At 39.3% G+C, this 23,221-nt stretch carries 20 protein-coding genes; 12 read left to right on the forward strand and 8 right to left on the reverse strand.

Going from position 1 to position 23,221, the window contains the following annotated elements; all coding sequences use genetic code 11:
- Positions 1–22: 22 nt before the first annotated feature.
- The 5 genes from JM79_RS01745 to pncA all read left to right on the forward strand — a co-directional run bounded on the left by JM79_RS01745 (position 23) and on the right by pncA (position 6,550).
- Entirely contained in the window at positions 23–1,228 is a 1,206-nt protein-coding gene (locus JM79_RS01745) for a porin (protein WP_141876516.1), read from the forward strand.
- A gap of 70 nt (positions 1,229–1,298) precedes the next feature.
- Complete coding sequence (locus JM79_RS01750) at positions 1,299–3,542, forward strand: inorganic phosphate transporter (RefSeq protein WP_141876517.1); 2,244 nt, start codon at positions 1,299–1,301, stop codon at positions 3,540–3,542.
- A gap of 354 nt (positions 3,543–3,896) precedes the next feature.
- Positions 3,897–4,391: a hypothetical protein gene (locus JM79_RS01755; protein ID WP_141876518.1), complete on the forward strand. Its 495-nt coding sequence runs from the start codon at positions 3,897–3,899 to the stop codon at positions 4,389–4,391.
- 138 nt (positions 4,392–4,529) lie between these two features.
- A complete protein-coding gene (locus JM79_RS01760; RefSeq protein ID WP_141876519.1) occupies positions 4,530–5,939 on the forward strand; it encodes a nicotinate phosphoribosyltransferase in 1,410 nt (469 codons plus the stop codon).
- Positions 5,939–6,550, forward strand: coding sequence for a bifunctional nicotinamidase/pyrazinamidase (gene pncA / locus JM79_RS01765; RefSeq protein WP_141876520.1), 612 nt, complete (start codon positions 5,939–5,941; stop codon positions 6,548–6,550). The genes JM79_RS01760 and pncA overlap by 1 nt, the downstream gene beginning before the upstream one ends.
- On the opposite strand, the gene JM79_RS01770 is transcribed toward pncA, so the two are convergent.
- Complete coding sequence (locus JM79_RS01770) at positions 6,547–7,323, reverse strand: glutamate dehydrogenase (protein ID WP_141876521.1); 777 nt, start codon at positions 7,321–7,323, stop codon at positions 6,547–6,549. The genes pncA and JM79_RS01770 overlap by 4 nt on opposite strands.
- A 201-nt stretch (positions 7,324–7,524) precedes the next feature.
- Here JM79_RS01770 and gdhA point away from each other — a divergent pair, with 201 nt between their 5' ends.
- From gdhA to JM79_RS01785, 3 genes are all read left to right on the forward strand, one after another.
- Positions 7,525–8,868 carry an NADP-specific glutamate dehydrogenase gene (gdhA, locus tag JM79_RS01775; protein ID WP_141876522.1) on the forward strand — a complete coding sequence of 448 codons (1,344 nt, stop codon included), beginning with the start codon at positions 7,525–7,527 and terminating at the stop codon, positions 8,866–8,868.
- Between the two features lie 75 nt (positions 8,869–8,943).
- Positions 8,944–9,663, forward strand: a complete 720-nt coding sequence (gene recO, locus JM79_RS01780; protein WP_141876523.1) for a DNA repair protein RecO — start codon at positions 8,944–8,946, stop codon at positions 9,661–9,663.
- A complete protein-coding gene (locus JM79_RS01785; protein WP_141876524.1) occupies positions 9,664–12,066 on the forward strand; it encodes a TonB-dependent receptor in 2,403 nt (800 codons plus the stop codon).
- Positions 12,067–12,168: 102 nt separating this feature from the next.
- Here the strand turns inward: JM79_RS01785 and JM79_RS01790 are convergent, their stop codons facing one another.
- Entirely contained in the window at positions 12,169–13,014 is an 846-nt protein-coding gene (locus JM79_RS01790) for an HAEPLYID family protein (protein ID WP_141876525.1), read from the reverse strand.
- A gap of 64 nt (positions 13,015–13,078) precedes the next feature.
- Complete coding sequence (locus tag JM79_RS01795) at positions 13,079–13,465, reverse strand: hypothetical protein (RefSeq protein ID WP_141876526.1); 387 nt, start codon at positions 13,463–13,465, stop codon at positions 13,079–13,081.
- A 268-nt stretch (positions 13,466–13,733) separates the two neighbouring features.
- Here JM79_RS01795 and ileS point away from each other — a divergent pair, with 268 nt between their 5' ends.
- From ileS to JM79_RS01815, 4 genes are all read left to right on the forward strand, one after another.
- Complete coding sequence (gene ileS, locus JM79_RS01800; RefSeq protein WP_141876527.1) at positions 13,734–17,135, forward strand: isoleucine--tRNA ligase; 3,402 nt, start codon at positions 13,734–13,736, stop codon at positions 17,133–17,135.
- Positions 17,136–17,138: 3 nt separating this feature from the next.
- Positions 17,139–17,522, forward strand: coding sequence for a TraR/DksA C4-type zinc finger protein (locus JM79_RS01805; RefSeq protein ID WP_141876528.1), 384 nt, complete (start codon positions 17,139–17,141; stop codon positions 17,520–17,522).
- Positions 17,523–17,603: 81 nt separating this feature from the next.
- Positions 17,604–18,209, forward strand: coding sequence for a hypothetical protein (locus JM79_RS01810; protein WP_141876529.1), 606 nt, complete (start codon positions 17,604–17,606; stop codon positions 18,207–18,209).
- A gap of 38 nt (positions 18,210–18,247) precedes the next feature.
- A complete protein-coding gene (locus JM79_RS01815) occupies positions 18,248–18,853 on the forward strand; it encodes a lipoprotein signal peptidase (protein ID WP_141876530.1) in 606 nt (201 codons plus the stop codon).
- Between the two features lie 2 nt (positions 18,854–18,855).
- Here the strand turns inward: JM79_RS01815 and JM79_RS01820 are convergent, their stop codons facing one another.
- From JM79_RS01820 to rimK, 5 genes are read right to left on the reverse strand one after another with little or no spacing between them, the layout of a single operon-like run.
- Positions 18,856–19,272 carry a response regulator gene (locus JM79_RS01820; protein ID WP_141876531.1) on the reverse strand — a complete coding sequence of 139 codons (417 nt, stop codon included), beginning with the start codon at positions 19,270–19,272 and terminating at the stop codon, positions 18,856–18,858.
- 9 nt (positions 19,273–19,281) lie between these two features.
- The gene (locus JM79_RS01825) at positions 19,282–20,736 is read right to left on the reverse strand and encodes a PAS domain-containing sensor histidine kinase (protein WP_141876532.1); all 1,455 of its coding nucleotides are present in this window, start codon (positions 20,734–20,736) and stop codon (positions 19,282–19,284) included.
- A gap of 53 nt (positions 20,737–20,789) precedes the next feature.
- The gene (locus tag JM79_RS01830) at positions 20,790–21,362 is read right to left on the reverse strand and encodes a 5-formyltetrahydrofolate cyclo-ligase (protein ID WP_141876533.1); all 573 of its coding nucleotides are present in this window, start codon (positions 21,360–21,362) and stop codon (positions 20,790–20,792) included.
- Complete coding sequence (locus JM79_RS01835) at positions 21,349–22,344, reverse strand: succinylglutamate desuccinylase/aspartoacylase family protein (RefSeq protein WP_141876534.1); 996 nt, start codon at positions 22,342–22,344, stop codon at positions 21,349–21,351. The genes JM79_RS01830 and JM79_RS01835 overlap by 14 nt, the downstream gene beginning before the upstream one ends.
- Before the next feature lie 3 nt (positions 22,345–22,347).
- Entirely contained in the window at positions 22,348–23,220 is an 873-nt protein-coding gene (gene rimK, locus JM79_RS01840) for a 30S ribosomal protein S6--L-glutamate ligase (RefSeq protein WP_141876535.1), read from the reverse strand.
- Position 23,221: the final 1 nt, after the last annotated feature.

Here is a 23,221-nt window from a genome sequence, read left to right on the forward strand (position 1 = left end):
CAAAAACTTATAATACGATTTAATGAAGACTAGATTCAGCACACTTGTTTTGTGCCTGTTCGTTGCACTGGGACTTGAAGCTCAGGAAATAAGTGACACAAAATTTGGAAAAGGCCTGCTTAATTTCACTGCAAAGGATAGTTCCTTTAGCGTGAAATTTGCTCCAAGATTTCAGTTTAGATCTTTTACTACCTGGAATCACGATGGAGAAGAGTACATGGATCCAGAGCAAAATTTCCTTATTAGAAGAGCAAGACTAAAATTTGATGGATTTGCCCTTACCCCAAAACTGGTTTATAAGATCGAACTTGGTCTTTCGAATAATGACATTTCCGGAGCCAATCAGTTTACCTCCAACTCGCCACGATATATTCTTGACGCAGTTCTTAAATGGCATTTTCATAAGAACTTCGAACTATGGGCGGGACAGACCAAACTTCCCGGAAATGTGGAAAGGGTTATTTCTTCAGCCAGTTTACAGCTTATAGACCGATCCATTCTAAACAGTAGGTTTAATCTTGATAGAGATATCGGACTTCAGCTACATCATAAATTCAAACTGGGAGAAAAATTCGTGATCAAAGAGAAGCTGGCATTTTCCCAGGGAGAAGGACGAAATATTACTAGCGGTAGCCAGGGAGGAATGGAATATACAGGAAGACTGGAGCTTCTGCCTTTTGGAGAATTTCTTGAAAAAGGAGATTATTTCCAGGCCGATCTTGAACGAGAGCCGACACCTAAACTAATGCTTGGAGCAGTCTACGATATTAATAATGATGCCGTAAGAACTAGAAGTAACCTGGGAAGTTTTATGCTGTTAGAGGATGGGACACTATACGAAACCGACATCCAAACGTTTTTCCTGGATGCCGTTTTTAAATACCGCGGACTTTCTGTAATGGCAGAATATGCATATCGTGATGCAGAAGATCCAATTGCCAGGATTCAGGGAGAAAATCAGGCAGCTGAGTACAGGGTCCTGGAAGGGCAGGGAATAAACTTTCAAACTGCGTACCTTTTTAAAAGTAATTATGAAATTGCAGCAAGGTATTCAAGAAACGACTATTCCGATATTATCGAAGTGGATGACGTAGAACAATATACTCTGGGAGGATCTAAATATATTGTAGGACATAAACTTAAAGTACAGGCAGATATCAATTATTCGAAACAGGCTGGAATAGAAGATTTTATATCATTTAGAACGGGCTTCGAATTTCACTTTTAAAATTAACAATTAGGTAACAGTAAATCCACGATTTGGTTGGATACTTGCACCGCTTTTTAAACACAATAAAATGGAAAATATTTACTTGTTGATGCTGGTTGCATTAGTGGTTCTTGCCATTGCCGATTTGGTGGTTGGAGTTAGTAATGACGCCGTAAACTTCCTGAACTCTGCGATTGGTTCCAAAGCAATCTCATTTAAAACGATCATGATCGTGGCCAGTGTAGGTATCTTTATTGGTGCGGTTTTTTCCAGCGGAATGATGGAGGTAGCCAGAAAAGGTATTTTTATGCCTGGTCAGTTCTATTTCGACGAGATCATGATCATATTTATGGCTGTAATGATTACAGACATTCTTCTGCTGGATTTTTTCAACACATTGGGAATGCCAACTTCAACAACAGTTTCCATTGTATTCGAATTACTTGGAGCAGCAGTAGTAATGGCACTTATCAAGATTGGAGCTTCAGATACTCAAACGCTGGCAGATCTTTCCACGTACATAAATACAGATAAAGCAACCGAAATTATATCCGGAATATTTCTATCTGTCGTCATCGCATTTACCATAGGAGCATTGGTGCAGTGGTTGTCTCGTTTGGTGTTCACTTTTGAATACGAAAAGAAAATCAAGAACTTTGGTTCTATTTTCGGCGGAATCTGTCTTGCAGCCATCAGTTATTTCATCATTTTCAAAGGGATGAAAGGAACTCCTTATTACGATAGTTTTAAAGATGTACTTTCTACACAGGTTTATGCAGTAGTTGCAGTTAGTTTCCTGTTTTGGACACTTTTCAGCTATCTATTTATGAAGATCTTTAAGAAAAGTATCCTCATCTTCGTGATTGCAGTAGGAACATTTGGTCTTGCACTTGCATTTTCAGGAAATGACCTGGTAAACTTTATTGGGGTTCCAATGGCCGCTTACCACTCTTATGAAGCCTGGGCAGCATCTGGCCAGATCTCTACGGAATTTTCTATGGAGGTATTACGTGATAAAGTACCTGCAGAACCAATTTTACTATTTATCTCAGGTGCCATTATGGTGCTTACACTCTGGTTTTCGAAGAAAGCAAAGACTGTAGCTGAAACTGAAATTGGACTTTCCAGACAGGGACATGGAACTGAAAAGTTCGATCCAAACATGCTTTCCCGTGCTCTTGTAACAGGAACAACCAAGCTTGCTGATACCTTTAGATTGATTATTCCTGGTGGAATGCGTAGAAAGATTGGTCGCAGTTTCAACAAACCCGATGATATACTTATAGGGGATAAAGCTGAAGAACAACCTGCTTTTGATATGATCCGTGCAGCGATTAACCTTACTGTAGCCGGTGTATTGATCTCTATCGCTACTTCTTATAAATTGCCCTTATCTACTACTTATGTAACTTTTATGGTTGCTATGGGAACTTCACTGGCAGATAAAGCCTGGGGTAGAGAAAGTGCTGTATATCGTGTTGCTGGAGTTTTAAAAGTAATTGGAGGTTGGTTCTTTACTGCATTTAGTGCCTTCTCGGCTGCAGGAATTTTAACCTATATTATTTTCCTCGGAAAAGGACCTGCAATTGCCATTCTTCTAATAGCAGCTATAGGATTACTTGCCAGAAACTATATCTCACACAAGAATAAGGAAACTGCCAAAGCCGATAAATCTGGCTTAAAGAAATCTGAAAGTAAAACTGTTCAGGGGATCATCCTTGAAAGTGCAGATAATATTTCTAATGTGGTAAGCAGATCCAATAAGATCTTCTCTGATACTTTTGCTGGCTTATCCAAACAGGATAAGAAGAAGTTGAAGAAGAGTAAGAAGGGTGTGGAAAAACTTGAATCTGAAATTGAAGATCTAAGAGACCAGATATTTTTCTTTATCAAAAGTCTTGATGAAACCAGTGTTCGTGGAAGTAGTTTTTATATCTCTATCCTTGGACACCTTACAGATATCGCTCAATCCCTGGAATATATTTCCAAGAAAAGTTACAAGCATGTGAATAATAATCACAAACCGCTACGATATAATCAGCTTTTAGATCTTAAAGAGATTGATGATATTTTAAGCGAGTTGTTAACAGAGATCGAAGTGATTTTTAATAACAGGGAGTTCCAGGATATAAGTGGAGTCGTTGCTAAAAAAGAAATAGTGCTGCAGAGGATTTCTGAAAAGATCGAAAAACAGGTATCAAGAACAAGGACTGAAGAATCCAGTCCTAAGAACACGACCTTGTACTTCAATTTATTATTGGAGACTAAAGATCTAATGAAAGCGATCATGAGTCTTATGGAAGAGTACAATTCCAGTTACAAAAAGGTATAAACCTGACGTTTTACCGTTAAAAAAGCCACATTTTCTAAATGTGGCTTTTTTTTATTCCAAATTGTTTATTTATAGCTTTAAACGTTATAAAAAGCTGGTTATTAGTTTACTATCTGTATTTCTTGGTTTTTAAAGCCTAAGAATCTTGAAACTGGCGGTTGAGTTGCAGTTATGGAAAACCGTACAGACTTTGGTTCTTCATCGGTTGTTTTAGTAATATGGCGGGTTATCACGGCAAATATTCACAAACTTAAGTTAGCACGTTACTTTCATTCGGAACAGCTCTTATAATTTTCTAATTTCACCAAACCCCAAACTACTTCGGCTTCAGCTTGCTGTAATCGAACCACAAATATGAAATTTTTAAAGGATGTATTCTCTGAATACGTCAGCACCCCAACATTTTTAAAATTTAAAACCAAAAGAGCTTTTTTTCTCCCAGTAATCGCGCTAGTCTTAATTTTATTTTCAAGCTGTAACCCTGCTGCACTTGTAAATCCTGATAGCTATAGTGATAAATGGGAAAATACCTATGTTTGGTTCTCACCTTCAGATCTTAGTACAATTTATGTTTCCGGAAATGGAGATCCTGAAACTGCTTTACCTGTTCCTAATGATTCAGACTATCTAATTGAATGGAGTAAAAAAGGTGAGGTCTATGAACTAAAGATCACTTCTTACTACCAGGATATTGATTTTGCCTGGTTCGATGGGTACGACGCCGAGAACAATTCCGAAGAAATTCCGTGGATACAGGAAGGAAACACGCTGGAACTTGTGAGTGAAAAACTATTACCTTCTGAAAATGGCAGGTACCGTATCTCCCTTTCAGATGATTTAAAGGATTAAACTGAAATAGGTTAAACTAATTGCAGATACTAAATGCCTGAGATTAATTCCTCTGGTCATAGACCTGTATTCGAAATTTGGTAAATTTGTGCATGCCGATCTTTCAATTAGCAAATAGATCGAACTCAAGAATTTACTATGAATCAATTTACCGCCACTTATACAGACCAGTACCAATTATCCATGGCTCAGGTCTATTTCAAAAAGGGACAGAAAGATCAGCAAGCAGTTTTTGACTATTACTTTAGAAAATTACCGTTTAAAAGTGGTTATGCGATCTTTTCCGGGCTTGAAGATCTACTGGAAATTTTGTCAACACTTCGATTTTCTGAAGATGATCTTCAGTTTTTAAAAGAACAGGGATTTGAAAAAGATTTTCTCGAATACCTGAAAGATTTTAAATTTAAAGGAAAGATATATTCAGTAAAAGAAGGTGATATTGTATTTCCAACCCGCCCGATCTTACAGGTGGAAGCAAGTATCATCGAGGCTCAGATCATCGAGACTATTCTTCTTAATTTGCTGAACTTTCAAACACTTATTGCTACCAAAGCGAGCCGTATGCTCTTAGTGGCCGGAGATGCCACCTTGCTGGACTTTGGATTAAGACGCGCCCAGGCTAGTGGAGGATATTTTGCGACTCGCGCTGCGATCATTGGAGGTTTTAATGGTACAAGTAACGTAGTTGCGGGAAAAGATTTTGATATTCCTGTTTCTGGAACGATGGCACACTCTTTCGTGCAAAGCTATGATGATGAATTGACCGCTTTCAGGGACTTCGCTGAAGGTCGTCCTGAAAATTGTGTACTTCTTGTAGACACTTATAATACGTTGAAAAGCGGTATTCCTAATGCGATCAAGGTCGCAAAGGAGATGGAAGAGCGTGGTCAAAAATTAATGGCGGTCAGGCTTGACAGTGGAGATCTTAGTTATTTCGCCAAGGAAAGCAGGAAAATGCTCGATGCTGCTGATCTTGACTATGTGAAAATAGCTGCTTCTAATCAGTTAGATGAGCATGTGATTAAAAGTTTACTGGAGCAACAAGCTCCTATTGATATTTTTGGAGTGGGAACGAACCTGGTGACAGGCGATCCTGATGGTGCACTGGATGGGGTTTACAAACTGGCATTTTCCGCAGGTAAGCCAAGAATAAAAATTTCAGAAAGTATTATAAAGATCACGCTGCCACATAAAAAACAGGTTTTCAGAATAAAGGATGAGAACGGGAAGTGCATTGGAGCAGATGCGATTGGCCTATACCATGAAGATAAAATTGAGGAAATGCATCATCCATTCGAGCCTTACAAATCCATGAATCTTAAGCATTATCAGCAGGAACCTCTACTGGAACTGGTTATGGATGAAGGTAAGGTGCTGCAGGAAAAAAGAAGTCTTAGTGAAATTTCGGAATATAGTATCTCGAGACTTTCAGAACTACCTATAGAATATAAACGTTTTAATAATCCGCATATCTATAAGATTGGGATTAGCGAAACACTGAAAGATGAACGGGATCAGTTGATCAAAATGCAGAAAAATAAGATATAATGAAGACGCTTGTTCTTATAGACATTCAAAATGATTTTATGCCGGGCGGTGCACTCGCTGTAGAAAATGGTGATGAAATAGTTCCTTTGGTAAATGATCTTCAGAAAAAATTCGATCTCGTTATAGCTACCCAGGACTGGCATGCTAATGGACATTCCAGCTTTGCCTCAGCTCACCAGGATGCGGAGGTTTTTGATCTTATGAAGCTAAACGGACTTGATCAGGTCCTCTGGCCGGATCATTGTGTTCAAAACACCAAGGGTGCTGAATTCCATCCAGAGCTTGAAACCAATAGTATCGAAACCATTTTTAGAAAGGGAACAGATCTGGCGATCGACAGCTATAGTGGATTTTACGATAATGCACATTTAAAGTCTACGGGACTTTCAGGATACCTGAAGGATAAAGGTGTACAGAATGTATATTTCGCCGGTTTGGCCGCAGATTACTGCGTAGCCTATTCGGTCCTTGATAGTATCGCGGAAGGTTTCAATACTACACTCATCGAAGATGCGACCAGGGCAATAGATAAAGAAGGTTTTGATAAAATGAAACTGGAAATTCTTAGAAAAGGTGGAATTATTTTGAACTCCGCTGAACTGGAATTCTAGAAATCCAGGTAATAAATGTAACCTACATTGAACCAGAGTACAAAGTCATTAAACTTGTTTTGCGGTCCCTGTACATCCAATCCTTCCAGCTTATCGGTATCATAATAAGTAGCTCTGGCTTCCAGTTGCAGATCGCTGAATCTACTCAGCCTGTACCGTAATCCTGCACTTCCAAGAATGGCAAAGGTGTTTCCAGGTTCCAGGAAGAGTCCGTCATCAAAAGTATTAAAGAGCACTTTAGGACTATCCAGTGGTCCAAGATCTGAATACGCAGTAGGTCTGTAATGCACAAAATGCACACCCAATGAAATATATGGAGCGAAAAGGTATCCAAAGTCTCTGGCTTTTTTTATTCCTAGAAAATGGTATTCGAGAGAGGTTCCTGCTTCAATAACTTCAGTTTCTCCATGCATTGCGCGGAGTTGCTGTCCTCCCAAACTATTTTTTTCTGCCACCGGACCATAATGGTCCAGGTTAGATCTTAAATAATCGATCTCATTTCTAATTCTGAAATATTTAGTAAACCATAAGCTGGTAGGCCTGCAACTACATTCTGGTTTGAAGGCGAAATTCATATAATGAACAAGGCCAACACCAAAACCACCATTATCCAGGTTATTCTTTACATTCCATCGCTCACCATAATCAGTAAAGAATCCGGCAGGACCTGCAATAACTCCAACTTCATTAGAAAAACTAAGCTGTCCTGAAGCATTTTGAGAATAGCCCAGGATGATGATTGAGAACAGAAGAAAAACCTTATTGATGTTCATTGAATGCAGCTTGCAACATTAGCAAATATAGCAAAACTACTTTAACATAATATTTATAAACTGCCTGAGAAAACAGGCTCTGAAAGTAAAAGTTAATTTTATATCAAATGACGGAATGAATCCAGTAATCCTTATAGAATATTTATATTTGCACCATAATTTGGATAAAAAATTTATAATTTAATAATAGCGCCAGTCATTATGGAAAAAAATATCAAAAATTTCCTGGAAAAGGTGTCAACCAGAAACCAGAACGAACCAGAATTTATGCAAGCGGTTCATGAGGTGGCTGAAACCGTAATTCCTTTTATTGAAAAGAATAAAAAATACCAGAACAAGATGCTTCTGGAGCGCATGGTGGAGCCGGAAAGGGTTGTGATGTTTAGAATACCATGGCTAGATGATAAAGGGGATATTCAGGTAAATCGAGGATTTAGAATCCAGATGAACTCAGCGATTGGACCATACAAAGGTGGTTTACGTTTTCATCCATCGGTAAACCTTAGTATTCTTAAGTTTCTTGCGTTTGAGCAGACTTTCAAAAACAGCCTTACAACACTTCCTATGGGCGGTGGTAAAGGAGGATCAGATTTTGACCCGAAAGGAAAATCTGATAATGAAGTAATGCGTTTCTGCCAGAGCTTTATGACTGAATTGCAAAGACATATTGGACCTAATGCTGACGTGCCTGCTGGTGATATTGGTGTTGGTGCTCGTGAAATTGGATTCATGTTTGGTCAGTACAAGAGAATTCAGAATGAGTTTACAGGTATTTTGACAGGAAAAGGTCTTAGCTACGGTGGATCTTTGATTAGACCTGAAGCTACAGGATACGGGAACGTATACTTCGCTCAAAATATGCTGAAAACCAAAGGGGAGAAGCTAGAGGGTAAAACCATAGTAATCTCAGGTGCTGGAAACGTTGCACAGTATGCTGCGGAAAAAGCAACTCAGCTAGGAGCTAAAGTTGTTACTATGTCTGATTCTGGCGGATTCATCTACGATAAAGATGGAATCGATGCAGATAAACTTCAGTTTATCATGGAACTTAAAAATGAGAGACGTGGTAGAATTAGTGAATATGTAGATCAATATTCTGGAGCTGAATATCACGAAGGTAAAACTCCATGGGATATTAAATGCGATATCGCATTGCCATGTGCAACTCAGAATGAGTTAGATAAAGAAGATGCTCAGGCATTGGTTAATAATGGCTGTATGTGCGTAGGAGAAGGGGCTAATATGCCATGTACTCCTGAAGCGATCGAGGTTTTCCATAAAGAAAAGATATTGTTCTCACCAGGAAAGGCTTCTAACGCCGGTGGTGTTGCAACTTCTGGATTGGAAATGTCTCAGAACTCTATGCGTTACAACTGGACTTCAGAAGAAGTAGATAAGAAACTTCACGAAATCATGAACGATATTCATGAGGCATGTGTGGAATACGGTACTACTGAAGATGGTTATGTTGACTACGTAAAAGGAGCGAACATTGCAGGATTTGTAAAAGTAGCAGATGCTATGCTAGCACAGGGTGTTGTATAGTTAAGCATTCAAAATATAAGACTAAAGCCGCTGAAAAGCGGCTTTTTTTATACATTGCTCCCAAATTCTTTCAGCATGCTGGTGCATACCAAAGCGATCGTGATCAGTGCATTAAAATATGGGGAGGCAGATCTTATAGTGAAGCTTTACACGCGGTCTGATGGTCTTAGAACCTATATGCTGAAAGGAGTGCTCAAGAGTCGCAGGGGTAAATTCAAAGCTTCCATGTTCCAGAGTCTTACTCAGCTGGATATCGTAGCAAATCACAAAAATACCGGAAAACTCGAGTATTTGAAGGAAGCGAAGGTCATTGCGAATTATCAAAGCTTGCACACCCATCCGGTTAAACAGGCGCTGGTCATGTTCCTGGCTGAAGTTCTCAAAAATAGTATCAGGGAAGAAGAAAACAACGAAGCGCTGTTCCATTACCTTGAATATAGCCTGCAATATCTTGATGCTGCTGAAAAAGTCGCTAATTTCCATCTGTTATTCCTACTTCAACTTACCAGGTATCTCGGGTTCCAGCCTCAAAACTCTGCTTCAGTAGCTGAATACTTTAATATGCTCGATGGAGTTTTCCAGGAAATTCCAACGAATGACTATTGCATAGAAGGTAATACTGTAGATTTGCTGAAAAATATATTGGGCACCGAATTTGATGCCTTATCGAGTATAAAACTGAACCAGGCTTCACGCACAGATTTCCTAAAAATGCTTCTTCTCTATTTTGAACTGCATATTGAAGGTTTTCGCAAACCGAAGTCTCTTGGAGTGTTAAATGAAATTTTTGGATAAATGCGGTCAGGACTCTTAGTTCTATTTTTCTTTCTTTCTTATTTCCAACTTTCTGCACAGGAGATCAGGATCCTGGATAGTGATACCGGTGAACCTGTTGCCGGGGTGGCCATTTACAATCAGGATCAGTCAAATTATACTATTTCAGATATTGAAGGAGTAGCAATTATCACTAATTTTTCAGATACCGAAGTAATTATTTTCAAGTCGGTTTCCTATAAAGAAGTATATCGTAGAAAAAGAGAAATCCTTCAGAATAACAGTATCGTTGTTCTCGAACCGGGTGAAAACCAACTGGAACAAATTACTTTATCAGCGGCGCGTTTTAAGCTGAAGAAAGACGAAATTCCACAGAAGATCGTGAGCATTGTTCCTTCTGAAATTTTAATGGCAAATCCTCAAACTTCAGCAGATCTCTTGGAAAGTACGGGACAGGTTTTCGTGCAAAAGAGTCAGTTAGGCGGCGGAAGTCCCATGATAAGAGGTTTTTCAACCAACAGACTTTTGCTGACCGTGGATGGAGTTCGTATGAATTCTGCTATTTTCCGAAGCGGGAATCTTCAGAATGTGATCTCAGTAGATCCATTAATGGTAGAGAATGCCGAAGTTATTCTTGGTCCGGGTTCTGTGGTTTACGGGAGTGATGCTATTGGCGGGGTGATGAATTTTTATACACTGCAGCCAGATTTTAGTTTTACCGGTAGCACTTCAGTTTCAGGCTCTATTTATACTCGTTTTGCCACTGCAAATAATGAAAATACTGTACATGCAGATGTGAATGTAGGACGTGAAAACTGGGCTTTTAGAACCGGGATTACTTATTCAGATTTTGGTGACCTTAAGATGGGAGAACATGGACCGGACGACTATCTGCGACCTGATTATGCTGAAAGGCAGAACGGTATTGATGTGATGGTGGAAAATCCTGATCCGCTTGTTCAAAAGCCAACAGGATATGACCAGATCAACCTCTTGCAAAAGGTGAAGTATATGCCATCCAAAGACTGGGATTTTAATCTCGGACTTATCTATTCTCAGTCCTCAGATTTTCCAAGATTTGACCGACTTTATCGCAAGAAAGATGATGTTTTACGTGCTGCAGAATGGTATTATGGTCCGCAAACCTGGTTTCTGGGAAATTTGAAGATCAATCATCGCAGCCGTTCAGAATTCTATGATAAATTTCAGTTTACAGGCGCTTATCAGTATTTTGGCGAGAGTAGAAATGACCGGGATTTTGGAGAGCCTATACTTTTCTCTACGGAAGAAAATGTAGATGCTTATTCAGCAAATCTGGATTTTGAAAAGTCATTGTCTGAAAGCAAGTTGTTCTATGGTTTCGAATATGTACTTAATTCGGTTGCTTCCGAAGGAGCCTTCAGAAATATTCAGAATGGAGAATCCGGAGATACGGCAAGCAGGTATCCAGATGACTCAAAATGGCAATCCATGGCGGTATATTCAAGTTACCAGTGGAAAATAAGTGAAGATCTTTCTTTGCAGTCGGGTCTACGCTACAATCATATCCTGGTGGACGCAAAATTTGAAGATCGTTTCTATGATTTTCCATTTGAGGAAGCAAATATTAGCACTGGCGCCCTCACCGGAAGTCTAGGGCTAAACTGGCGTCAAAATCATTTGGTAGGTTGGCGACTGGGACTTTCTACCGCTTTTCGTGCTCCAAATATTGATGATATTGGTAAAATATTTGATTCTGAACCTGGATCTGTAGTAGTGCCAAATCCAAACCTAAAATCGGAATATGCCTATAATGCAGAACTTGGAGCCGACTTCAATTTTAGCGATAATCTTCGTCTCGGGCTAACCGCTTATTATACGTACCTCGATGATGCGATGGTTCGAAGAGATTATGATCTGGATGGTGTGACCGAGATCGATTATCAGGGAGAAGCCAGTCGTGTACAGGCTATACAAAATGCAGCCAACGCTTATGTTTATGGACTGGAAGCAGGACTGGAAATAGATTTTTCGGTAGCCTTACGTATGAACTCTCAGTTTAGCTATACCTATGGAGAAGAAAATGATGGTGGCGAATATTTACCATTAAGACATGCGGCACCTATGTTTGGAAGCACGCATCTGGTCTGGAACAAGCGAAAGTTAAAACTAGATCTCTTTGCAGAGTACAATGGTAAATTTGACTTTGAAGATCTTGCTCCTGGAGAGCAGGATAAAGCTTATCTGTATGCCACAGATTATAATGGTAATCCTTATTCTCCGGCATGGTATACACTCAATTTAACCGGTCAATACAGGCTCAATCCAAATTGGCTGGCTATCGTTTCTCTCGAAAATATTACCAACCAGCGATATCGTACCTATTCTTCAGGAATTGCGGCAGCAGGTAGAAATTTGATCATAGCCCTAAGCTATAATTTTTAAAATTATAAAACCGACACTTAGAAGATGGGAGTTAGAGAAAACTACAACTCTATCCTTCCTGATTTCTTCTGAAGTGCCAGTCTTTAAGAGAGGAGCAACTAACTAGTTACCTGTTTCCCAGATTAGCCTTAGGAATGAACTGAAACGTTCATTTTCCCTGCTTATAGGGATACCTGCAACAATACCAATCATTAGATCATCTGCAATTCCCACCCGCATCTGTGGTCGAATGGTCATATCAAAATCATCTTTTTCAAAGTATTTGTTGAATTCGACACCAATGAAATTTCTAGTCCCAGATATCATATAATGAAAACTGGTATGCGTTTCATAAGTAGTATGAAAGGAGTTGTCGCTGTATTGCTGGTCGATGGCAGGCCCTGTGTAGATGAGAGAATGAAAGTTATTGCCCCATCTTTTGGCCACAACCAGAAATGGATTATAAACGTTTCCCTTGATCAACGGTTTTCCAAAATTTCCGAAATCGGAAAACTCGAATTCATTGATGTAACCCAAGGCCATAGAAGTTGCCATAGGTTCATTCACAAAGAAAGACCACTGCGCAGCAACTTTAAGACTATTCAAACTATTAGACGGGGCAGTTACATCCCTATTTCCATCTAAGGGAGAGTAAAAAGTGAAAGGAAGTTCAATCTCAAGTCCAAGACGGTCCACTGGTGCCCACTCATATTCTATTAATGCTTCGTAAGAATCGAAATCGAAATTATCTGTGATCCCAATTCCAAGGTTCCATTCGGCTTCGCCTTTCCTGGCACCTAGATCTCTAATAAGATCTACATAAAGTGGCTCTGCATGCAGTACTTTTGCTGGTTCCTTTTTTTGCTGAACCTCTTCAATATAAATTGTGTCTTTGGCAGTGTTAGTTATTTGAGCAGTGACTATAGCCGGTAACATGACGGCTATAATCATTAATAATTTATTATTCATGATTATAAGATTTGTTTAAAAAATGAGAGATATCCCTTTTTGAAGAGGGATGGTTATAAACAAATCATGCCTTAGGCGGCGGAATAAGAATAAAATGTGCTCTTTCTAGGGTGTTCTTTGTAGAAAGAGGGAAGTTGGAATTTTCCAGGCTTTGGATAAAACCGGAGATATCAATTTGATCTTTAACAACCAGGTTAAAATTTATTTTCTGCAATTTTTCAGATTGCCGTTCTTCTGGTTCATGATCTTCAGATTCAGCTATGGCGTTTTCGAAACCGAGTATTTTTTCGACTAAGATTTCAGCAATACTTTCCTGTTCGTTATAGGGGATATTTTCTGGAAAAATATTAGAATCAGGATTTACGGCATCAACACTTATATTCACAAAGTATATCACCAGCAATAGCCAAAGGTATCTACTAAAAGCGCTATTTCTAAGCCATTGCATCATATTGTCGGCAAATTTAAAGCAGATTTTGAATTTCGGAAGAAATTGATTCAGAAACCATTGTTAAAATTATATGCTGTAGATTATGTTCGTCAAAGGCAATACAAAAATAAAGATGATCTAATATTCTGTCGTTCGCAGTATTAGAGTTTTTAAATCAAAAAATCTGAAACCCGCTGCTGTAGCTTGTAAAAAGATCATTTAATCATTTAATCATCAGCTAATTTCTTAAAAATCCTTATTTTCGCACATCATTTGAAAATAGGAGAAAATGAGTGCAAAATTCCCTGAATATAAAGGTCTTGACCTGCCTAAAGTGGCTGAAGAAATTCTTAATTATTGGGAAGAGAATGATATCTTCGAAAAGAGTATAAGTTCTCGCGAAGGCAAGGAATCTTACATCTTTTTCGAAGGACCTCCATCTGCAAACGGACTTCCAGGAATTCATCATGTGATGGCCCGTTCTATCAAAGATATTTTCTGTCGTTACAAAACTCAAAAAGGATTTCAGGTTAAACGTAAAGCAGGTTGGGATACTCATGGTCTTCCTATCGAACTTGGCGTGGAAAAAGAACTTGGAATTACCAAGGAAGATATTGGAACTAAAATAAGCGTAGAGAAGTATAATGAGGCATGTAAAAATGCCGTGATGCGTTATACCGATGTCTGGAACGATCTTACCAAAAAGATGGGTTACTGGGTGGATATGACAGATCCATATATCACTTACAAGTCCAAATACATGGAAACTGTATGGTGGTTGCTTTCAGAAATATATAAGAAAGATCTTATTTACAAGGGTTATACCATTCAGCCATATTCTCCTAAGGCAGGAACTGGTTTGAGTTCTCATGAGCTTAATCAGCCAGGAACTTACCAGGATGTGACCGATACTACGGTAACGGCGATGTTTAAGATCATAGACTCCTCTGCTGCACCAGTTGGCGCTGGTCTGGAAGGAGCTTTTCTGATCGCATGGACTACCACTCCCTGGACTTTACCATCGAACACTGCACTTACTGTTGGACCTAAGATCCAGTATGTAAGCGTAAAAACATATAATCAATATACGTTTGAGCCAATCACCATTATCGTAGCAAAAGATCTGGCTGAAAAACAATTCGATAAAAAATTTACCAAAGTTTCTTCGCAAGAAGAGCTTCAGGCTTATTCTGAAGGTGACAAGAAGATCCCGTATTTAATAGGCGAAGGTTTTACTGGAAAAGACCTTGTTGAAATAAAATACGAGCAACTACTTGATTATGCTCAACCAAACGATCATCCTGAGAATGCTTTCAGAGTAATTTCAGGAGATTTCGTAACTACTGAAGATGGTACGGGGATCGTACATACTTCGCCAACCTTTGGTGCAGATGATGCATTGGTAGCGAAACAGGCTTCTCCAGAAGTACCACCACTTCTTGTAAAGGATGATAATGGCAACCTGGTACCATTGGTGGACCTTCAGGGGAAATTCAGACCAGAGTTGGGTGAATTTGCCGGGAAGTATGTAAAAAATGAATATTATGATGATGGGCAGGCACCAGAGAAGTCTGTAGATGTAGAGCTGGCTATCAAACTTAAAGAAGATAACCGCGCTTTTAAAGTTGAAAAATATGTTCACAGCTACCCAAATTGCTGGAGAACAGATAAGCCAATTTTATACTACCCGCTGGACTCCTGGTTTATTAAAGTAACCGAGTTCAAAGACAGAATGCATGAGCTTAACCAGAGCATCAACTGGAAACCAAAGTCTACTGGTGAAGGAAGGTTTGGAAACTGGCTGGCCAATGCAAATGACTGGAACCTTAGCCGTAGCCGCTATTGGGGAATTCCATTACCTATCTGGAGAACCGATGATGGCAAGGATGTGAAGGTAATTGGATCTGTAGCGCAATTAAAGGAGGAGATGGCGAAAGCTGTTGATGCCGGAGTGCTGGAAAAAGATATATTTTCAGATTTTGTAGCTGGTGACATGAGTGAAGAGAACTACGAGAAAGTAGATCTTCATAAGAATGTAGTGGATACGATCACGCTGGTTTCAGATTCAGGAAAACCTATGAAACGAGAAGCAGACCTTATCGATGTTTGGTTTGATTCTGGTTCCATGCCTTACTCTCAATGGCATTATCCATTCGAGAATAAGGAAAAAGTGGAAAATGAATGGCGTAAGGCAGATTTTATTGCTGAAGGGGTGGACCAGACACGTGGATGGTTCTATACGCTGCATGCGATCGCAACCATGATCTTTGATGATGTTGCCTATAAGAACGTTGTTTCTAACGGACTCGTACTGGACAAGAACGGGCAGAAAATGTCCAAGCGTCTTGGAAATGCAGCAGATCCATTTGAAACCCTGGCAGTTTACGGTCCGGATGCTACGAGATGGTATATGATCTCTAATGCAAATCCATGGGATAATTTAAAATTTGATATTGAAGGAATTGGCGAAGTTCAGCGTAAATTCTTCGGAACCTTATATAACACCTATTCGTTCTTTACACTGTACGCAAACATAGACGGTTTTTCTTATGCTGAAGCAGATGTAGACCTTGCTAAAAGACCTGAAATAGATCGCTGGATCCTTTCAGAACTGCATACACTTATTGAAAAGGTGGACAGGTTCTATGCTGAATATGAGCCAACAAAAGCAACTCGTGCTATTTCAGAATTTGTTCAGGAGAACCTTAGTAACTGGTTCGTGCGTTTAAGCAGAAGACGTTTCTGGAAAGGTGATTACGAGCAGGATAAGATTTCAGCTTATCAGACATTATATACCTGTATGGAGACTGTGGCAAAGCTGGGAGCACCGGTAGCGCCATTCTTTATGGACAGACTATTCAAAGATCTAAATAATGTCTCAGGAAAGGATACTTCAGAATCTATACATATTGCTGAGTTCCCGGTTTATCAACCAGAATTTGTTGATAAATCCCTGGAGCACAAAATGGAAAAAGCACAAACGATCTCTTCACTCGTACTTTCACTACGGAAGAAGGAAATGATCAAAGTGCGTCAACCTTTGCAAAGGGTAATGATTCCGGTACTTGATGATGCACAAAAGCATGAAATTGAGGCGGTTGCAGACCTGATAAAGTCGGAGGTAAATGTTAAGGAGATCGAGCTTATAGATGATGCTTCCGGACTACTTGTAAAGCAGGTAAAACCTAACTTTAGAGTTCTTGGCCCAAGATTTGGTAAGGATATCAAGCTGATTGTCAATGCAGTAAATAATTTTTCCGCAGAAGACATCGCAAAGATCGAGAGAGAAGGAGAGATCGAGTTAAACATTAACGAAAAAATGGTTAATTTGTCACTCGCTGAGGTAGAAATTAGCTCTCAGGATATAGAAGGATGGTTAGTAGCCAGCAGTGGTAATCTAACTGTGGCACTGGATGTTAGTATCAGTGAGGAGTTGAAAAGGGAAGGTGTTGCCAGGGAACTGGTAAACAGGATCCAGAACCTCCGAAAAGATTCAGGCTTTGAAGTGACTGATACAATAGATGTTACCCTACAGAAGGACGGCATGATCGAGGATGCTGTGAACGATAATATAACCTATATTAAAACGGAAACATTAACTGCAAACCTCGAATTTGCAGAGGTGGTGGAGGAAGGTGCAGATGTAGAATTTGATGACGTCACCACTAAAATGTTCATTAAAAAACATTAAGCCATGTCTACAGACGTAAAAGAACGCTACAGCGATGCAGATCTAGCCGAGTTTAAGGCTTTGATCAGATCAAAGATCGAGAAAGCACAGGAGCAGTTGTCTAATTATCAATCTGCTTATAAGAATGATGGAAATAATGGGACAGATGATACCTCCCCAACATTCAAAGCTTTTGAGGAAGGAAGTGAAACTATGAGCAAGGAAGCGAACTCTCAGCTGGCTATTCGCCAGGAAAAGTTTATCCGTGATCTCAAGAATGCACTTAACAGGATCGAAAATAAGACCTATGGTATTTGCAGAGTAACTGGAAAGCTGATCGCTAAAGAAAGATTGCTTTTAGTACCACATGCAACCTTAAGCATTGAAGCAAAAAATCTACAGCGCTAAGCTGATCAAATCAACGTCTGGAGCATATTTTGTTCCGGACGTTTTTATTTTTACTGAAGGAAGATGTTGAAGAAGTTTTGTTTGCTGTGGTTTTTCTGTTTCAGCATGTTACTTCATGCCCAGCGTGATACCCGCGAGATCTTCAATGCTTCAGGAATTGAATCCATCGACATACTTACCAACGAGGTTTTCAAAATTACTATTACCGCTAGCAATACAGACAGGATCAGGCTCATCACTCATTCTGAAGGTGAATACTTTAATCAAATTCTTTTGCGGACGAAGGTTGATAACGGTAATTTGAGCATAAAAACGAGCTATCCCCAGGAACTTACCGGAGGCTTTGATAAATTAAGTGCACATAAGGTCTTTTCTTTAGAGCTAGAACTGGAGATTCCAAAGGATCTTGAAATTTCTGTAGACTCCAATATTGCTTCCTTAATTACATCTGGTTCCTTCAGCCAGCTAACAGCGAATCTTAAAGATGGTTATTGCGATCTGAGAGATTTTACTGGAAGAGCTACAATTAATACTTATGATGGTAATATTCGGGTTGAAACTTTTGCCGGTCTTGTTGATGCTGTAAGCAGGAATGGAAAGGTGGAGATCCCGGAATATCTGAGAGGTAGAAACCCTATAAAACTTAAGTCTATAGACGGCAATATATTGGTGCTTAAAACTAAATAATATTAGTATTTTTGGTGCGTTTCAATTAAAAATAAACCATGTCGCTTAAAAAAGCCGGAATCATCATTTTCCTGATCTTATTAGTAGATCAGATCTCCAAAATATATATCAAAACACATTTTGCACTGGGTGAAGAGATCGAGGTTTTCGACTGGTTTAGTATTCTTTTCGTTGAGAACGAAGGTATGGCCTGGGGAACCAAGATTCCGGGGGAATATGGAAAGCTTGCTCTTACCCTTTTCAGATTGGCTGCTATAGTTGGAATTGGGTACTGGTTATGGGATGCAGTTAGAAAGAATGGATCTAGAGTATTGATCGTTTCCATCGCGCTTATCTTTGCCGGAGCCTTTGGAAATATCATCGATTCTGTTTTCTACGGAATCATCTTTGACGATAGCTACGGTCATGTAGCAAGTTTTTTACCTGAAGCCGGTGGCTACAGCTCAATTTTCTACGGGAAGGTGGTAGACATGCTTTATTTCCCTCTGTGGAAAGGTTATTTACCTGGTTGGGTCCCATTCTGGGGTGGAGAGTACTTCACATTCTTTGAACCCGTATTTAATATAGCAGATTCAGCAATCAGTGTTGGTGTAGCTTTACTATTGATATTCAACAAGAAAGCATTTCCGAAGGAAGAAGAATAATATCAGGCAGCAGTTTTATCGAAGATCTTTTCGAACTTCTTAAGTTCAATAGGTTTAATTAGATAATCCGTAACCATATTGAATGATTTCACTCTCTCCAGATCCCGAGGGTCTATCGAAGAGCTAACCACATAAAGAGTGATCTTTTTATTCAGGTTGTTCTTAATTTTCAGAAATTCATTTAAAAACTCCCAGCCATCCATTACAGGCATATTAAGATCCAGGAATATAATATCTGGCAGCAAATCTTCATGGGTCACTGAAGACATGGAATTCTTGAAATAGTCCAGTGCTTCCTTCCCATTCTTGTAGATAAGAAGATTCTCTGATAATTTTTTGATCTCTATGATCTTTTTAACCAAGTTCACGTATATCTTATCATCATCGATGATACACGCTAGTTCTACTTTCTGCCCCATTGTATAGATCTAGAATTTTATTTTAAACGTAGTCCCTATATCTAGGGTACTACTAACAGATATGGCTCCCCCTAGAGCTTCCACCTGGTTTTTGGTAATGAATAAACCAATACCTTTTGCTTCCTGACTGGTATGATGAAAGGTTCGGTACATTCCAAACATTTTGTCACCATATTCGTCGAGATCGATCCCCATTCCATTGTCACTTATCTCGAGAAATTCTTTTTCGTTCTCAACATATGTCTGGATAAAAATGACCGGTTTACGACCAGGTTGTTTATATCTGATCGCATTTGTGATTAAATTTAATAAAATACTTTCAAGATACTCAGGTATATAGCTAATTTCTTTCAAATCCTGAAACTCAGCGACGATTTTTGCATTTTCCCGATTAATGAGAGATGATATCGATGCCAGAACGATTTCCAGAGCTTCTTCAAATTTGATTTTGACCCTTTCTTTCTTTAGCGAACTTTGAACACTAACAATATTATTAAGTCTTGAAATCGCCGAATCCAAATTACCAGCAACATCATCAACATTGGCCAGTAGATCCAGTTTATCTCTATCTGTTTTGGCCTCTCGTAATAATTCCACGATAAGACTTAAATTGCTACTATGAGATCTTAAGTGATGGGAAACGATGTGTGCAAAGTTGAAAAGTCGGGAATTTTGAGAAGCGATGATGTCCAGGGAATTCTGAAGATTTAGTTCATTGTTTTTGTTTTCATCGATGTTCTGTAAAACTCCTCTTATTCCAATCACCTGCTGATCGTCATCATATACCGGTTTTCCTGTCAGTCGCACCCAGTATTCCCTATTCTGAAAGGAAATCATCTTCAATTCCAGTTTAAAAGGTATCCCGAAGTTCTCACATTTATCAAAGGCAGATTTCATTCTGTTATGATGTTCTTCAGCATAGAAGCTTTCCCGCTTTTCATAAGCAGGTTGAAAATCCCGGGGGCAATCGAGAATTTTCTTAGTAACATCATCCCAGTAAATATTCTTATTGATCGTATCTACATACCAGCCTCCGGTAGAAGTCATTTCTGCAGTCTCGCGATAGTAGAAGAAATTTTCTTCGATCGTGTACTGGTCCCGCTTGGTCTGGTGGATATTTACAAATAGGAGTACCGCTGTTTCCCTGAAGGAGTTATCCTTGCTTTTTAGATTCTTACATTCAAACCATCGATACTTTCCATTCCCAAGTTTCAGCTTGATCTCAAATTTGAAAGTTTCGTCATCAGCGATAAGTTTTTCAAAATGGATTCTGAAATCGTAACGATAATCGGGATGTAGAATATGATTGATAAAGAATTCAAAACGATCCTCTTCTATCTCAGGATCACCCACAAGATTGCTGAAATGATCTGACCAGCTAATCTCCTTGGAAAATAGATTGATCTTCCAATAGGCGATATCGAAATCCTGAAGTATGCTGTTTAACTGAAGGTCGCTAAGCATTAGGGTCTTTTGGCAATGTTAAATGTACATTTTTAAGCTAGTTGTAGCAAAAATTATTTTTTCCTGAAATCGTAGATCCTGTTTGGTGTAACGCAATAGTCCAGTGGAATATCACTGGTGTATACATCACTGATCTCATCTACGGGTCCATAGAATGAAACTCCAATTTTAATAATATCTTTCTTGCAGCGGCTTAAAAAGCGATCGTAGAAACCTTTTCCGTACCCAACTCTGTGTCCGCTTTTATCTAATGCCAGAAGAGGAATAAAGACAGCGTCGAGCTGTTGTGCAGCAATTTTGATTCCGTCTACCGGTTCAGGAATATTCCATTGATTCTTTATGATCCTGGTTTGATCGGTTAGTAAGTAATTGATCATTTCACCAGTTTCAAAGTCAGATTTGGGGACGATGATCTCTTTGTCTTTTTCCTGTAATACATGTAGCAAATACTCTGTATTTACTTCTTTTTGTTCAGCAATGCTCAGGAAAATATGGAAGTAACGTGCATCCCAGATGCTTAGTTCAAGACATTTATTCGCAATATCTATGCTCATGCTTTCGATATCTTCCTGAGCAAGCTGACTGCGTAAAAGCTTAAATTTCTTCCTGATTTCAGACTTCTTCATCAAAAAGCACTTTTGATTGCATGGATATATGAAAGATCGCATCACCCTGATATACGATCGGGGATTCATTAATATTGATCACGTAACCCTCGCTATTGCTTTTGATCTTATGGCTAAACTTACCGTAGGGATCGGTTATGGTAGCTATATATTCACCTTTTTCAACATGTTTGCCACAGGGGATCTTGACGTGTAGAAGACCACTGTACTTTGCTCGTAACCAGGAACTATTCTCGATAAGAACAGTATCTCTTTTTACTTCTGGATATTCAAATTTATCATTCAGCATTTCGAGGTGACTCAAAATTCTCATGGCACCATCTACACCTACTTTCGCTACATCTTTATTGGAATCCAATGATTTTCCACCTTCAAAAAGCAAAACGGGAATGCCTAATTTAGAACAGGTTTCCCGGTAGGATTTTGTGATCGTTTTAGAATGTATAGTAAAAGGCGCGTTGAAGATCTTCGCATATTTAATACTTTGAACATCGCCTTTTTTAACTCGTATTTGAGGTGCATTGAACCTGGCAGCACCTCCGGTATGGAAGTCCAGGCAAAAATCTGCTATCGGTAGTATTTTTTTTACGAATTGATACGCGAATCTACTCGCCAGCGAACCATTTTTCGTTCCCGGGAAGACTCGATTAAGATCACGCCCATCGGGAAATTCACGGGCCATATTCAAAAATCCGAAGATGTTGACGATCGGGATACAAATCACGGTACCTACTTTAGGTTTGTTAATACCTTTTGAAATGATCTGCCGTACGATCTCAACTCCATTGATCTCGTCACCATGAATTCCAGCAGTTAGAAGAACAACTGGACCAGGTTTTTTGGAACGTTCAATAATGACCGGCACCTCCACAGAAGTGGTAGTGTACAGTTTGGCCATATTAAAATTTATGGTCGCTCTTTTACCCGGTAGTACTTTTTCTCCCAGGATCTCAAGAACATTGTTCTTGTCTATTCGCGGCATATGTTAGACGTTTCGTTCAATATATCTAATGATCGTTTTGGCGATATCCTTTCCGGTAGCTGCTTCAATTCCTTCCAGACCAGGAGAGCTGTTTACTTCAAGAATAAGAGGGCCACGACTACTTTGCAGCATATCCACACCGGCTACACCAAGAGCCATCGCTTTTGCTGCCTTGATCGCTGCATTTTCCTCTTCATCTGTCAGCTGAATAATGGATGCTGATCCTCCACGGTGAAGATTAGATCTAAACTCACCTTCTTTCCCCTGTCTTTTCATCGCACCTACAACCTGTCCATCTACTACAAAAGCCCGAATATCTGCTCCGCCAGCTTCCTTAATAAATTCCTGCACGATTACTCTTGCCTGTAGACCGTTAAAGGCTTCAATTACAGATTCTGCAGCATTTTGAGTTTCAGCCAGAACCACTCCTAATCCCTGAGTTCCTTCCAGTAATTTAATGATTACCGGGGCACCACCAACATGTTCCAGGATTTCAGTAACATCTTTCGAATAGTTGGTGAATACAGTTTTAGGCAAACCAAGTCTTGCTCTCGATAATATCTGTAAGCTTCTCAATTTGTCCCTGCTTCTTACCAACGCCTGTGATTCGGTCGTGGTAAAAGTTCCCATCATTTCGAATTGTCTTACTACGGCGGTACCGTAAAAAGTTACCGAAGCTCCAATTCTTGGAATTACCGCATCAGTATCATCCAGAAAATGGTTTTTGTAGTAAATACTTGGTTTCTTCTTTTCAATAACCAGGTCACACTTTGTAGGATCGATCACTTCTACTTCGTGGTTGCGCTTTTTAGCGGCTTCCACCAGTCGGCTTGTAGAATAGAGTCGGGGATTTCTGGATAATATTCTAATTTTCATA

The sequence above is a fragment of the Gramella sp. Hel_I_59 genome, from assembly GCF_006714895.1.
In the GTDB taxonomy this organism is placed as follows: domain Bacteria; phylum Bacteroidota; class Bacteroidia; order Flavobacteriales; family Flavobacteriaceae; genus Christiangramia.

Excerpts from the sequence above, each read along its gene's own strand:
- JM79_RS01830 (WP_141876533.1), bottom strand. The coding sequence starts at position 21,362 with ATGAAGAAGTCTGAAATCAGGAAGAAATTTAAGCTTTTACGCAGTCAG.
- ileS (WP_141876527.1), top strand. The coding sequence starts at position 13,734 with ATGAGTGCAAAATTCCCTGAATATAAAGGTCTTGACCTGCCTAAAGTG.
- JM79_RS01785 (WP_141876524.1), top strand. The coding sequence starts at position 9,664 with ATGCGGTCAGGACTCTTAGTTCTATTTTTCTTTCTTTCTTATTTCCAA.
- gdhA (WP_141876522.1), top strand. The coding sequence starts at position 7,525 with ATGGAAAAAAATATCAAAAATTTCCTGGAAAAGGTGTCAACCAGAAAC.
- JM79_RS01770 (WP_141876521.1), bottom strand. The coding sequence starts at position 7,323 with ATGAACATCAATAAGGTTTTTCTTCTGTTCTCAATCATCATCCTGGGC.
- JM79_RS01805 (WP_141876528.1), top strand. The coding sequence starts at position 17,139 with ATGTCTACAGACGTAAAAGAACGCTACAGCGATGCAGATCTAGCCGAG.
- JM79_RS01745 (WP_141876516.1), top strand. The coding sequence starts at position 23 with ATGAAGACTAGATTCAGCACACTTGTTTTGTGCCTGTTCGTTGCACTG.
- JM79_RS01815 (WP_141876530.1), top strand. The coding sequence starts at position 18,248 with ATGTCGCTTAAAAAAGCCGGAATCATCATTTTCCTGATCTTATTAGTA.
- rimK (WP_141876535.1), bottom strand. The coding sequence starts at position 23,220 with ATGAAAATTAGAATATTATCCAGAAATCCCCGACTCTATTCTACAAGC.
- JM79_RS01790 (WP_141876525.1), bottom strand. The coding sequence starts at position 13,014 with ATGAATAATAAATTATTAATGATTATAGCCGTCATGTTACCGGCTATA.
- JM79_RS01750 (WP_141876517.1), top strand. The coding sequence starts at position 1,299 with ATGGAAAATATTTACTTGTTGATGCTGGTTGCATTAGTGGTTCTTGCC.
- JM79_RS01825 (WP_141876532.1), bottom strand. The coding sequence starts at position 20,736 with ATGCTTAGCGACCTTCAGTTAAACAGCATACTTCAGGATTTCGATATC.
- JM79_RS01755 (WP_141876518.1), top strand. The coding sequence starts at position 3,897 with ATGAAATTTTTAAAGGATGTATTCTCTGAATACGTCAGCACCCCAACA.
- JM79_RS01795 (WP_141876526.1), bottom strand. The coding sequence starts at position 13,465 with ATGATGCAATGGCTTAGAAATAGCGCTTTTAGTAGATACCTTTGGCTA.
- JM79_RS01820 (WP_141876531.1), bottom strand. The coding sequence starts at position 19,272 with ATGGGGCAGAAAGTAGAACTAGCGTGTATCATCGATGATGATAAGATA.
- JM79_RS01760 (WP_141876519.1), top strand. The coding sequence starts at position 4,530 with ATGAATCAATTTACCGCCACTTATACAGACCAGTACCAATTATCCATG.
- recO (WP_141876523.1), top strand. The coding sequence starts at position 8,944 with ATGCTGGTGCATACCAAAGCGATCGTGATCAGTGCATTAAAATATGGG.
- pncA (WP_141876520.1), top strand. The coding sequence starts at position 5,939 with ATGAAGACGCTTGTTCTTATAGACATTCAAAATGATTTTATGCCGGGC.
- JM79_RS01835 (WP_141876534.1), bottom strand. The coding sequence starts at position 22,344 with ATGCCGCGAATAGACAAGAACAATGTTCTTGAGATCCTGGGAGAAAAA.